Raw genomic sequence first — 12,519 nt, forward strand, 5'->3', positions numbered from 1 at the left:
TGCGCATTACAGCAATGCCCCGTGTTCAGGATGCAAAAAGTGCCGCGGATAGAATCGCTTGCTGCACCGCAGCACCTGCTCCGGTCGCCTCATTCAACGATGATTTCCTCCACTGCCAAAGAAATCTTCATCCAGGGAATTACCAAGGATGGCCGGACCTTTCGCCCGAGCGATTGGGCCGAGCGCCTGGCCGGCGTCATGAGCTCTTTTCGCCCCGGCGGCGCCTTTCCGGGCAGCTACCTGAGCTATTCGCCCTGGTGCGTGCCGACGACCATCAATGGCGTGAAGTGCGTGGTCGTGAACCGAGCGCTGCGCGACGCCGAGCCCATGGCTTGGGACTTCTGTGTGAATTTCGCCAAGGACAACGATCTGCAGGTCGCCGAAGCCTGTCTGGTTCCCGACACCCCACCCCCAAAGGCCTGACCGGCCTTTTTTCTTGTCCATCCCCTGGTTTCATGAACCAGCCGGGCATGAAAAAACCGCCCGAAGGCGGTTTTTTACACTTTGCTGCAGCGCACCCCGATCAAACGGCGGACCGGAGGATTCCGATCCGGGCTTGCCTGACAGGTGTCAGGCGGCGGCCTTTTCAGGCGCCAGGGCGAGGGCCTTGACCTTGGCCGACAGGCGGCTCTTGTCGCGGGCGGCCTTGTTCTTGTGGAAGATGCCCTTGTCGGCGACGGTGTCGACGATGCTCTGGGCCTTCGCGAACAGTTCGCTTGCCTTGGTCTTGTCGCCAGCCAGAACAGCCTTTTCGACGTTCTTGACAGCGGTACGGTATTTGGAGCGCAGCGAGGTGTTCGCAGCGTTGAGCTTGGTGTCCTGGCGGACGCGCTTACGGCCGGAGGCGAGGCGCGGGTTCTTCTTCTTGGGCTTGGCGGATGCCATATTTAATGTTCCTTAGGTGTCTGAGGATGATGCAGCAAAGCCCTCGATTATAGGCCGGGTTGCCTTTTCCGCCGAATCGGCCCGTTTCAGGGGTTTGGCGGGCCCTACACTCGGCCCCCGTGTCCCTGCTCAAATCCGCCTCCACCGTCTCCCTGCTGACCCTCGCCTCGCGGATCACGGGCCTCGTGCGCGACGTGCTGTTTGCCTCGGTTTTCGGCGTCAGCGCGCTGACCGACGCGTTCAACGTCGCATTCCGCATCCCCAACCTGTTCCGGCGGGTCTTCGGCGAAGGCGCCTTCAGCCAGGCCTTCGTGCCGGTGCTGGCCGCGCGCAAGGCCGAAGCCGGGGAGGAGGGCGCCAGGCAGCTCATCGACCACGTTGCCACGCTGTTGACCTGGACGCTGCTGATCGTCTGCGTGGCAGGCGTGGCCGGCGCGCCCCTGCTGGTCTGGGCCATGGCCAGCGGGCTGCCCGGCTTCGACGCCGCCATCGTCATGACGCGTTGGATGTTCCCGTACATCGGCTTCATGTCGCTGGTGGCGCTGGCGGGCGGCATTCTCAACACCTGGCGCAAGTTCGCGGTGCCGGCGGCCTCGCCGGTGCTGCTCAACGTGGCGCTGATCCTGTCGATTCTGGTCGGGGCGCCGCTTTTCCGGCACTGGGGCATCGAGCCGATCTATGCACAGTGCGTGGGCGTGATGGTGGGCGGCGTGCTGCAGCTTGCGCTGCAGATGCCGGCACTGCGCAAGCTGGGGCTGATGCCGCGCGTGGGAACCAGCCTTCGGTCGCTGCGCACCGCCTGGACCGACCCGAACACGCGCAAGGTGCTCAGGCTGATGCTGCCCGCGCTGCTGGGTGTGAGCGTGGCGCAGATATCGCTGCTCATCAACACGCAGATCGCCTCCCACCTGGCGGTGGGCAGCGTCACCTGGATCACCAACGCCGACCGGCTGATGGAGTTTCCCACCGCGATGCTCGGCGTCGCCCTCGGCGTGGTGCTGATGCCGCAGCTGGCCGGCGCCCGCGCCGCCAAGGACGACGCGCGCTATTCCTCGCTGCTCGACTGGGGCCTGCGCCTCGTGGTGCTGCTGTCGGCGCCGTGCGCCGTCGCCTTGCTGCTGTTCGCAAAACCGCTGGTGGCGGTGCTCTTCCACAACGGCGCCTACTCGGGAGAGGACGTGGGCCGCACCACCCTGGCGCTGATGGGCTACGGCGTCGGGCTGGTCGGCATCGTGGCCGTGAAGGTGCTGGCACCCGGCTACTACGCCAAGCACGACACGCGCACGCCGATGCTCATCGCCGTGGGCGTGCTGGTGCTGACGCAGATCCTCAACATCTTCCTGGTGCCGGTGCTGCAGCACGCGGCGCTGACCCTGACCATCGCCATCGGCGCGCTGGTCAACTCGACGTGGCTGCTGGTCGGCCTGGTGCGCCGCGGCAGCTACAGGCCCGAGCCGGGCTGGGGCAGGTTCGCGCTGCAGGTGCTGGCCGGCACGCTGGTGCTGGCGGGCCTGTTGGTCTGGGGCTCGGCGCATTTCGACTGGATCGCTCTGCGCGACCAGCGCCTGCTGCGCATCGGCCTGCTCGCCGCGCTGATCGCCGGCGCCGCGCTGCTCTATTTCGCCGTGCTGGCGGCGGTGGGTGTGCGGCTGCGCAGCTTCGTTCGCCGCTGAACCCTCGCGCGCAGGCGCCGCAATCCGCACGTGTCCCGCCTTGACGCACCTGGCGGGCTCCTCTACAAAGACACATGACGTTCAGCTTTCAGGTTCCCACCGCACTGGAGTATTTCGAATCGCTGGTCTGCAGCGACGATCACTTTCCGCTGCTCGAAGCGGCCGCCAGCCTGGCGCAGGACGAATACCCCGAACTCGATGTGCAGCAGGTGCTGGGCGATGTCGACCAACTCCTCGCCCGCCTCAAGCGCCGCCTGCCGGCCGACGCCGCGCCACTGGCCCGCCTGCGCGCCCTGAACCAGTTCTTCTTCAACGACCTGAGCTTCGGCGGCAACGTCAACGACTACTACGACCCCGACAACAGCTACCTGAACGCCGTGCTGCGCACCCGCCGCGGCATTCCGATCTCGCTGGCCGTGCTGTGGATGGAGCTGGCGCAGGGCCTGGGCCTGCAGGCGCGCGGCATCGGCTTTCCGGGGCATTTCATGCTCAAGGTGACGCTGCCCAAGGGGCAGGTGGTGATCGATCCCTTCACCGGCAAGTCGCTGTCGCGCGAGGAACTGGGCGAGCGGCTCGAGCCCTACAAGCGCAGCAACGGCCTCGTCGGCGATTTCGACGTGCCGCTGGGCCTGTACCTGCAGCCTGCCAGTCCGCGCGAAATCATCGCCCGCATGCTGCGCAACCTGAAGGAAGTGCATCACGCGCAGGAAGACTGGCAGCGCGTCATCGCCGTGCAGGACCGCCTGATCGCGCTGCTGCCCAGCGCCTGGGGCGAGTACCGCGACCGCGGCGTCGCGCACGCCGAACAGGGCAACACGACGCAGGCCGTGCGCGACCTGGAAACCTACCTGGCGAAGGCCGAGGACGCCCTCGACATCGACGCGATTGCCGAGCGCGTCGCAACCCTTCGCCGCACGGCCAATTGAAATGGACGCGAAGGCCGGTGTGAGCCCGGCGCCCGATCTGGGCACCCTGCATGAATTCCATGGCGTTCAGCCGGTGCTGCCGGTGTCGGATGTCTCGCGCGCCGCGCGCTGGTTTCGCGACGTGCTGGGCTTCGAGCTCGATTTCATCGCGGGAGAGCCGCCCAGCTACGCCCGCGTGAAGAAGGGCGACCGCAGCTACGGCGACCCGGTCTACCTGCGGCTGTGGCAGTGCAACGCGCGCGAGGCCAAACCTTGGCGCGGCGAAATCGTGATCCACGTGGGCAAGGACATTGACGGGCTGCATGCCGCTTACATGAAGCGCGGCGTGACGATCATCGAGCCGCCGGTCTCCCAGCCTTGGGGCCTGCGCGAATTCGCGATCCGCGAGCCCGACGGGCATGTGTTGCGCTTCTGCGGCTACCTGCCCTGAAGCCTCGAGTTTCTGAAGCACAAAATTACAAATAGATCGACGCGAGCGTGTCGATCCGTCTTCCGCTCGTCCGACGTGTGAACAGGAGCAGGCAAATTCCATCGAGCCGCTCCCAAGCTCATCAACCTTCAGGAGAAACGACATGCGATTCATGATTCTGGTCAAGGCCAACGCCGATTCCGAAGCCGGCGTGATGCCCAGCACCGAAATCCTCACCGCCATGGGCAAGTTCAACGAGGAACTGGTCAAGGCCGGCGTGCTGCTGGCTGGCGAAGGCCTGCACCCCAGCTCCAAGGGGGTGCGCGTGCGCTGCGAGGGTCCGGCCAAGCGCACCGTCATCGACGGCCCCTTCGCCGAGACCAAGGAGCTGCTGGCCGGCTTCTGGTTGTTCCAGTGCAAGTCCAAGGAAGAAGCCATCGAATGGATCAAGCGCAGCCCGTTCCAGGAAGGCGAGATCGAGATCCGCCAGGTGTTCGAGGCGGCCGACTTCGGCGACTCGATGACGCCCGAGCTGCTCGCCCAGGAAGACCGCCTGCGGGCCGAGACCGAGGCCCGCGCCAAGGCCGGCGGCTGAAGCGGCCGCCAGCACAACGCAACCGGACCTACCCAAGGAGACGCACCATGCGATTCATGCTGCTGATGATTCCCCACGGCTACGAAACCGCCGCGCCCGGCACCATGCCCGACGACGTCGAGGCGGTGTCGGCCATGATGGCCTACAACCAGTCGCTGCAGAAAGCCGGCGTGCTGATCAGCTGCGACGGCCTGCATCCCCCCTCGATGGGCGCGCGCGTGAGCTTCAAGGACCGCAAGCCCACCGTGGTCGACGGCCCCTTTGCCGAGGCGAAGGAAGTGCTCGGCGGCTTCTGGATCATCGACGTGCCCTCGCGCGCCGCCGCCATCGAATGGGCCAGCCGCTGCCCGGGCGGCGACAACGAGGTCATCGAGGTGCGCCAGATCCAGGAGATCGGCGACTTCCCGGCCGACGTGCAGGCCGTGGCCACCGAATTCACGTCGATGCAGACGGTGAAGAAGACCGGCGCATGAGCCACGGCGAGGGCCGCGCGGACACCGCCGCCATCCGCCGCACCATCGAGGCGGTATGGCGCATCGAGTCCGCGAAGATCATCGCCACTGTCGCGCGCATGGTGCGCGACGTGGGGCTGGCCGAAGAGCTGGCCCAGGACGCGCTGGTCTCCGCCCTCGAGCAATGGAGCGAATCGGGCGTGCCCGACAACCCGGCGGCCTGGCTCACGGCAGTGGCCAAGCGCCGCGCCCTCGACCGCCTGCGCCACCTGCAACTGGCCGAATGCAAGGCCGGCGAGATCGGCCGCGAACTCGACGCCCGGCACGACATGGCGCAGCACGATTTCGCCGAGGCGGTCGATGCCGCGCTCGACGACGACATCGGCGACGACCTGCTGCGCCTGGTGTTCACCGCCTGTCACCCGGTGCTGTCGACCGAGGCGCGCGTGGCGCTCACGCTGCGGCTGATGGGCGGCCTCACCACCGGCGAGATCGCTCGCGCCTTCCTCGTGCCCGAAGCCACCGTGGCGCAGCGCATCGTGCGCGCCAAGCGCACGCTGGCCGAGGCGCGCGTGCCTTTCGAGGTGCCGCGCCGGCACGAGCTCGAGGCACGGCTCGCCTCGGTGCTCGAAGTGCTCTATCTGATCTTCAACGAAGGCTATTCGGCCACCGCCGGCGACGACTGGATGCGTCCGGCGCTGTGCGACGAAGCGATGCGCCTGGGCCGCATCGTGGCCGAGCTGGTGCCCGGCGAATCCGAAGTGCACGGCCTCGTGGCGCTGATGGAAATCCAGGCCTCCCGCACCGCCGCGCGTGTGGGTGCCTCGGGCGAACCGGTGCTGCTGCTCGAACAGAACCGGGCGCGCTGGGACCAGATGCTGATCCGCCGCGGCCTCGCGGCGCTCACGCGCGCCGAGTCGCTCGGCGGCGCGCTCGGCCCCTATGCGCTGCAGGCGGCCATCGCCGCCTGCCACGGCCGCGCGCGCACCGCCGACGAGACCGACTGGGGCCGCATCGCCGCGCTCTACGACGCGCTGGCCGAGCTCACGCCGTCGCCCATCGTCGAACTCAACCGTGCGGTGGCGCTGTCGATGGCGTTCGGGCCGGCCGCGGGGCTGGAGGTTGTGGACGCGCTCACGGGCGAGCCGGCACTGCAGGGCTACCACCTGCTGCCGACCGTGCGCGGCGACCTGCTCTTCAAGCTCGGCCGCCGCGACGAGGCGCGCAAGGAATTCGATCGCGCGGCTTCGCTCACCCGCAACACGCGCGAACGGGCGCTCCTGCTGGCACGTGCGCGGGCGTGCACCCTGAACTGAGCGCCTGCCGAAGCTGCGGCAGCCTGGGCGAGAGGAAAATGCGCGCCATGCGCCGCACCCCTGCCTTCCGTTTCCTGTGCATCCTTGGCCTGACCTTGCTGTCGGCCGCATCGGCCTGTGCCCAGTTCGATCCTGCCAAGGTGTGGGTCGAACCGCCGGCCATCGCGGCGCGCTTTCCCGATCCGCCCGTGAGCTACGCCACGCCGGGCTTTCGCGCCGGCCGCACCGATTTCGCTTCGCACGCCGAGGTGCTGGCCTTTCTCGATGACCTGGCGCGCCAGTCGCCGAACGTGCGCGTCGAACGCCTGGGCGTGTCGCAACAGGGGCGCGAGATGCCGCTGGTGCTGCTTGCCGACCAGGGCCGCGTCGATCCTGCGCGGCCCACCGTCATGGTGATCGGCCAGCAACACGGCAACGAGCCAGCCGGCGGCGAAGCGGTGCTGGCCCTGGCGCAGCAGTTCGCCAGCGGGCCGGGCGCGGCGCTGCTGCAGAAGGTGAACCTCGTCCTGCTGCCGCGCGGCAACCCTGACGGCGCGGAGCACTTCACCCGCGTCACCGCCAACGGCATCGACGTGAACCGCGACCACCTGTTGCTGCGTACGCCCGAGGCCCGCTCGATCGCGGCCGCCACCCTGCGCTTTCGGCCGCAGGTGGTGCTCGACCTGCACGAGTTCACCGTCGGCGGCCGCTGGATCGACAAGTTCGGCGCGGTCATGAAGTACGACGGCCTGCTGCAGCCCGCCACCGTGGGCAACCTCGACGCCGCCATTGCCGTGAGCGCGCAGCGCGACTACATCGACGCCGTCCAGGCCGCGTTCACGCAGGCGGGGCTGCAGGGCTTCAAGTACCACACCACTTCTGGCGGCAAGAGCGCCGACCGCACCGTCTCGATGGGCGGTGTGCAGCCCGACACCGGCCGCAATGTGAGCGGCCTGCATCAGGCCGTGAGCCTGCTGCTGGAAGTGCGGGGCGTGGGGCTGGGCCGCGCGCATTTCGCCCGTCGCGTGTACACGCAGGTGCTGGCCGCCACCACCGTCATCGAGACGGCGGCGCGCCAGGGCCCGGCGCTGATGCAGCTCACCGCGCAGGCCGGCCAGCGCGCCAAGGCCGACGCCTGCCACGGAGACCTCGTGGTCGAGGCCTGGCAGACGACGACGCGCCAGCGCCTGGACTTTCTCGACGAGAAGAGCGGGGAAGAAAAGGCGGTCGACGTCGAGTGGCGCGCGGCCGAGCCGCTGAAGGTCGCCAATGCGCGCCCGCGCCCGTGCGGCTATCTGCTGGCGGCCAGTGAAACGGTGGCCGTGCAGCGCCTGCAGATGCTGGGCGTGCGCGTCGAGCGCATCGACAGCGCCGCGCCGTGGCAGGTCGAGCGCTACGAGATCCTGTCGCAGAGCGACGGCCAGCGCCAGGACGCGCGCGGCGCCATCGAGGACGGCGAGGCGATCCGCACCTTCCGCGTGCGGCCAAGGATGGGGCGTGCCGTGATGCCGCCGGGCAGCTTCTATGTGTCGCTGGCGCAGCCGCTGTCGCCCTTGGTCAGCGCCGCGCTGGAGCCCGATTCGCAGAACAGCTATGCGGCCAACCGCCTGCTGGAGATCGGCGACGACAAGCTGCTGCGCGTGACCGGCCCCGCGCCTGCGGGCGTCTGGCACTGAGCGCCCCGGGGCGCAGCCCGAACACCCGTCAGGTTTTCAGCGGCGTATTCGCCTCGGACGGCGAACCCGGCAAGCCGAACTGGTGCCACGCGCGACGCAACTGCGTATCGGAGCCGAAGCCCGACAGTTCCGCCGCTCGCGTGACGTTCGCACCCGAGGCCAGCGCCAGTTGCGCGGCCGCCAGCCGCAGCCGGCGCAGGTACGCCAGCGGCGCCACGCCCGCATGCTCGACGAACAGGCGCGTGAGATGCCGCGCCGAGGTGTGCGCCACCTCCGCCATGCGCGGCACGCTCCACTCGGCCTGAGGCTGTTCGCTGACCGCGTCCTGCACCCGGTGCAGCGCGGCATGCAGATGGTTGCGGTAGGCGAGAAAGGGCGACAGCTCCGGATCGTTCGGGCCGCGCCGCAGCGCCACCACCATGGTCTGCGCCACCTGGGCCGCGAGGGCTTCGCCGCAAATCTCGCCGATGCGGTGCAGCACGAGGTCGATGCCGGTCGTGACGCCCGCGCTGCTGTAGAGCGGCGGGTCGATCACGAAGACGCGGTTGGCCACCACGTCGCAGCGTGGCTCCACCGTGCGCAGTTCGTCCAGGTGATGGTGGTGTGTGGTGGCGCGTCGGCCCGCGAGCGCGCCGGCATGCGCCGCAAGCACGGCGCCGGCGCAGATCGTCACCAGCTCCAGCCGGCTGCGCTCGAAGCGCAGGCCGCGCAGCCAGTGCAACAGGTCTTGCGCCTCGGGATTGTCGATGGCGATGCTGTTCCCGGGCAGGCCGACCAGCACTACCCAGGCCGGGCCGTCCCACCGCGTGGGCAGCGACGCCAGCCCGGTGAGCGCAACGCCGACCGAGCTGAGGGAATCGGGCCGGGGGCTCGCGAACTCGAGCGTGAAGCGCTCAGGCTGGCCCGTTGCGCGCAGCCGCTGGTTGGCGATGCGCAGGGCCTCGGCCGGCCCGGCCCAGTCGAGCACCAGGCTGCCGGGCAGGAGCGCGAAGACTACGCGGATGGGCTGTTGCTGCTGTTGTGGGTCCATGCGTAGTCCATCTGGCGCGCGGTGCGCTCGGCCAGTTCGCGTCCGGCCAGGCGTTCGACCAGGTGCAGGCTCATGTCTATGCCCGCGCTGATGCCGGCCGAGCTGACGATGCGGCCGCTGTCGACCCAGCGCACGCCTTCGCGCACATCGAGTCGCGGAAACTGCGCGCGCAGGTCGGCGATGTCTTCCCAGTGCGTGGTGACCGCTTGGTGCGTGGCCACGCCGCTCTTCGCGAGCAGGAAGGCGCCGGTGCAGACCGATGCCACGAGCTGCGCGTCGGCTGCGCTTTTCGCGATCCAGCGCAAGGTGTCGGGGCTGGCCATCGGCACATCGACCACGCCGCCGGGAACGATCAATACGTCGGCTTTCGGGCTGCCTTCGAGCGTTTGGTCGGCCAGCAGGCGAAGGCCCGCGCGCGCCTGCACGGGCGATGCCTGTGCGACCGGGGCCACCTCGAACGGCGCGGCCGTGCCGGGCTGCATCCGTTGGCTGACGCGGCTGGCGGTGGTGAACACCTCGAAGGGACCGGCAAAGTCGAGTGCTTCGACGCCGTCGTAGGCCAGGATCAGCACGCGCAGGCTCATGCGCTTGCCTCCGCGCCGGCGCGTTCCAGCGCCTGCGCCACGCTGCAGACCGTCGCGAACCGGCCGTGCAGCACGGTGGCGGTGCGCGCCTTGATGTCGGCGGCGGCCAGCGGCCGGCCGTCGGGCTGGGTCATGTCGAAGGTGAGGGTGGCGTCGGTCACGTAGTCGACTTTCCAGCCCAGGTCCGAGGCGTGGCGTGTGGTGGTTTCACAGCATTGCTCGGTGCGGATGCCGCTCACGATGAGCCGGCCGATGCCGTTCTGCGTGAGCCAGATGTCCAGTCCGCTGTTGACCAGCGCGCTGTGGCGGTGCTTGGTGAAGGTGGCCGCGGCCTCGAAATCAGCCAGGCCTTCTATGGGCCGGATGTGGCCCGATTCGACCGCGAAGGGATTGCTCGCGTCGGCCGGTTCGTCGACGTGGAAGATCCGCACGATCGGCGTGCCGGCAGCGGCGCAGCCTGCGATGAGCGTGTTCTGCGCGGCGAGGTAGGGAGCGGCCTGGCGTTCGTCCCAGTAGGGGCGCTGGCGAAACGACGCCTGGGCGTCAATCACAATCAGACAGGTTTTCATGGCGGTGGCTCGCAAGGGCGGAATGAATGATGCGCCTATTCTTGTGTGTTGCCAGCCCAGGGTCCGTTCGGGAGCGGACCAGAATCGATCAGATCAGGACATCGCTGGGTACCGTCTTTTCAGACCAGCGCCGCCGCCTGCAGCTCTTTCTTCAGGTACGCGTAGTACAGCGGCGCCGCCACCAGCCCGGCCGGCCCGAACACCGCCTCGGCCACGAACATCACGGCCAGCAGCTCCCACACGCTCATCTGCGTGCGCGCGCCGACCACCTTGGCGTTGATGACGTACTCGGCCTTGTGGATCACGATCAGGAAGATCAGGCAGGCCAGCGCCGTGACCGGCGACACCGAGAGGCCCACCAGCGTGATCACCGAGTTGCAGACCAGGTTGCCCACGATCGGCACCAGTCCGGCCAGGAAGGTGAGGGTGATGAGCGCCGGCGTGTACGGCAGGTGCGCGCCCCACAGCGGCATGACGAACAGCAGGAAGATGGCGGTCAGCAGCGTGTTGAAGGCCGCAATCCAGAACTGGGCCGCCACGATCTGGCCGAAGGCCTCGCCGAAGGTCTGCACGCGCTGGTGCAGCTGCTCGGCCAGCGGCATCCGGCGCAGCGGCGCGTGCGACACGGCGGCCAGGCTGCCCACGATCAGGCCCACGTACGAAAACAGGATGCCGTGCAGCCAGGCCCGCCCGGCCACGGCGAGCGAACCGGCCTGCGCGCGCAGGTAGTTGGCGATCACGCGCTGGATTTCGGCGGCGCCCTCGGGCAGGTAGACCGCGATCTCGACCGGCAGCTTGGAGCGCAGCTCGAGCACCGTGCGCGCCGTGTAGTCGAGCAGCTCGCGGTACTGATCGGGCGCGTCGACGATGTATTCGCGGGCCTGCGACAGCAGCAGCGTGATCAGCGCAATCGGCCCCACCAGCACGACGACGACGGCCAGCACGCGGGCCCAGCCGTCGGTGCGCTGGCTGGGGGCCGGATTGCGCCGCGTGTCGCCAGCCAGCAGCCGCGCGAACCACCGCGTGGCCAGGAAGCCGATGCATACGCAGAGCAATCCTGGCAGCAGGTGCTCCCACATCACCAGCATCAGCGTTCCCAGCATCAGCAGGTAGCTTGCGATCGTCACGCCGCGCGAGGCCGTGGCGCGGTGGATGGGGACCGTCGGAACGGCGGTGGTGACGGGTTGCGGCTTCTTGGCCATCCGGGGGTGTCAGGCGCTCTGTTCGGAAAAGTGGAAGGTGCGGCCGCCGCTCAGCCGACGACCACCGCGGCGCCTTCGCCGCGCGCGGCGATCACGCCGATCTCGTGCACCGATTCGCCAGCGGCGCGCAGCGTGGCCGCGCAGGCGGCGGCTTCTGCCGCATCGATCACCACGACCATGCCGATGCCGTTATTGAAGGTGCGGTTCATCTCGATGTCGTCGATGCCGGCCACCTTCTGCAGCCAGGCGAACAGCTCCGTCTGCGGCCAGCTGCCCTTCTTGAGGTGGGCGGCTGTGCCTTCGGGCAGCACGCGCGGGATGTTCTCGAGCAGGCCGCCGCCGGTGATGTGGGCCAGCGCCTTGATCGGATGCTTGGCCAGCGCCTCGAGCACCGGCTTCACGTAGAGGTGGGTGGGTTCCATCACGGCTTGGCGGAAGGGCTTGCCGTCGAGCGTGGCGGGCAAATCGGCGCCGGCACGCTCGATCACCTTGCGCACGAGGCTGAAACCATTGGAATGCACGCCGGCCGAGGCCAGGCCCAGCACCACGTCGCCGGGCTTGACGTTCTGGCCCGTGAGGATCTTCGACTTCTCGACCGCGCCGACCGCGAAGCCCGCGAGGTCGTATTCGCCGGCCGGGTACATGCCGGGCATTTCAGCGGTTTCGCCGCCGATGAGGGCGCAGCCCGACAGCTCGCAGCCGCGCGCGATGCCGCCGATGACGGCCGCGGCCGTGTCGACTTCGAGCTTGCCGCAGGCGAAGTAGTCGAGGAAGAACAGGGGCTCGGCGCCCTGCACCAGCACGTCGTTGACGCTCATGGCCACGAGGTCGATGCCGACCGTGTCGTGCATGTTCCATTCGAAAGCCAGCTTGAGCTTGGTGCCCACGCCGTCGGTGCCGCTCACCAGCACTGGCTCCTTGTAGCGCTTGGGCACCTCGAACAGGGCGCCGAAGCCGCCGATGCCGGCCAGCACGCCCTCGCGCAGGGTTTTCTTGGCCAGCGGCTTGATGCGATCGACCAGCGCGTCGCCGGCATCGATGTCGACACCGGCGTCCTTGTAGCTGAGCGGGGTGGGCGTGGAGGAGGTCATGGGTGGTCGAGGTCGGGAGGGACGCGAAAGGATGCGGAGAGTAGGAGCGGAAGGCGGCTCCGGTAACCATGTTGGCCGGGCCGATAGAATTCCTCACGATTTTAAGGGCCCTCGCGGCCCCCTCCATGAACC

14 protein-coding genes are annotated in these 12,519 nt (G+C 68.6%); 8 read left to right on the plus strand and 6 right to left on the minus strand.

The genetic code is table 11. The features are described from left to right. Nucleotides 1–99 precede the first annotated feature (99 nt). Nucleotides 100–423: a DUF3579 domain-containing protein gene (locus ACEN9N_RS03200; protein WP_007831348.1), complete on the plus strand. Its 324-nt coding sequence runs from the start codon at nt 100–102 to the stop codon at nt 421–423. Between the two features lie 147 nt (nt 424–570). On the opposite strand, the gene rpsT is transcribed toward ACEN9N_RS03200, so the two are convergent. Next, nucleotides 571–885, minus strand: a complete 315-nt coding sequence (gene rpsT / locus ACEN9N_RS03205; RefSeq protein WP_007831346.1) for a 30S ribosomal protein S20 — start codon at nt 883–885, stop codon at nt 571–573. A gap of 119 nt (nt 886–1,004) precedes the next feature. Between rpsT and murJ the strand changes: the two genes are divergently transcribed. The 7 genes from murJ (at nt 1,005) to ACEN9N_RS03240 (ending at nt 7,911) form a co-directional block, all read left to right on the plus strand. Further along, nucleotides 1,005–2,558, plus strand: coding sequence for a murein biosynthesis integral membrane protein MurJ (gene murJ / locus ACEN9N_RS03210; RefSeq protein WP_495655341.1), 1,554 nt, complete (start codon nt 1,005–1,007; stop codon nt 2,556–2,558). A 74-nt stretch (nt 2,559–2,632) separates the two neighbouring features. Further along, nucleotides 2,633–3,484, plus strand: coding sequence for a SirB1 family protein (locus tag ACEN9N_RS03215; protein WP_007831342.1), 852 nt, complete (start codon nt 2,633–2,635; stop codon nt 3,482–3,484). Between the two features lies 1 nt (nt 3,485). Further along, nucleotides 3,486–3,914 (plus strand): bleomycin resistance protein, encoded by a 429-nt coding sequence (locus tag ACEN9N_RS03220; protein WP_495655342.1) that lies wholly within the window; start codon nt 3,486–3,488, stop codon nt 3,912–3,914. Between the two features lie 142 nt (nt 3,915–4,056). Continuing rightward, nucleotides 4,057–4,488 (plus strand): YciI family protein, encoded by a 432-nt coding sequence (locus tag ACEN9N_RS03225; RefSeq protein ID WP_413313495.1) that lies wholly within the window; start codon nt 4,057–4,059, stop codon nt 4,486–4,488. A 47-nt stretch (nt 4,489–4,535) separates the two neighbouring features. Continuing rightward, nucleotides 4,536–4,961 carry a YciI family protein gene (locus tag ACEN9N_RS03230; RefSeq protein WP_495655343.1) on the plus strand — a complete coding sequence of 142 codons (426 nt, stop codon included), beginning with the start codon at nt 4,536–4,538 and terminating at the stop codon, nt 4,959–4,961. Continuing rightward, a complete protein-coding gene (locus tag ACEN9N_RS03235; RefSeq protein WP_495655344.1) occupies nt 4,958–6,256 on the plus strand; it encodes an RNA polymerase sigma factor in 1,299 nt (432 codons plus the stop codon). Before ACEN9N_RS03230 ends, ACEN9N_RS03235 begins: the two co-directional genes overlap by 4 nt. A 47-nt stretch (nt 6,257–6,303) precedes the next feature. Further along, nucleotides 6,304–7,911: a M14 family metallopeptidase gene (locus ACEN9N_RS03240; RefSeq protein ID WP_495655345.1), complete on the plus strand. Its 1,608-nt coding sequence runs from the start codon at nt 6,304–6,306 to the stop codon at nt 7,909–7,911. Between the two features lie 28 nt (nt 7,912–7,939). Here ACEN9N_RS03240 and ACEN9N_RS03245 read toward each other — a convergent pair whose 3' ends face one another. The 5 genes from ACEN9N_RS03245 to purM form a co-directional block, all read right to left on the minus strand. Next, nucleotides 7,940–8,941: a GlxA family transcriptional regulator gene (locus ACEN9N_RS03245; protein ID WP_007831333.1), complete on the minus strand. Its 1,002-nt coding sequence runs from the start codon at nt 8,939–8,941 to the stop codon at nt 7,940–7,942. After that, nucleotides 8,905–9,525 (minus strand): DJ-1/PfpI family protein, encoded by a 621-nt coding sequence (locus tag ACEN9N_RS03250; protein ID WP_413313487.1) that lies wholly within the window; start codon nt 9,523–9,525, stop codon nt 8,905–8,907. Before ACEN9N_RS03250 ends, ACEN9N_RS03245 begins: the two co-directional genes overlap by 37 nt. Next, the gene (locus tag ACEN9N_RS03255) at nt 9,522–10,094 is read right to left on the minus strand and encodes a cysteine hydrolase family protein (RefSeq protein WP_495655346.1); all 573 of its coding nucleotides are present in this window, start codon (nt 10,092–10,094) and stop codon (nt 9,522–9,524) included. The genes ACEN9N_RS03250 and ACEN9N_RS03255 overlap by 4 nt, the downstream gene beginning before the upstream one ends. Nucleotides 10,095–10,213: 119 nt before the next feature. Continuing rightward, on the minus strand, nt 10,214–11,296 hold the full coding sequence (locus ACEN9N_RS03260) for an AI-2E family transporter (RefSeq protein ID WP_007831328.1): 1,083 nt from the start codon (nt 11,294–11,296) through the stop codon (nt 10,214–10,216). Between the two features lie 50 nt (nt 11,297–11,346). After that, complete coding sequence (gene purM, locus ACEN9N_RS03265) at nt 11,347–12,387, minus strand: phosphoribosylformylglycinamidine cyclo-ligase (RefSeq protein ID WP_007831326.1); 1,041 nt, start codon at nt 12,385–12,387, stop codon at nt 11,347–11,349. Nucleotides 12,388–12,519: the final 132 nt, after the last annotated feature.

It is taken from the genome of Variovorax sp. Varisp46, from assembly GCF_059491885.1.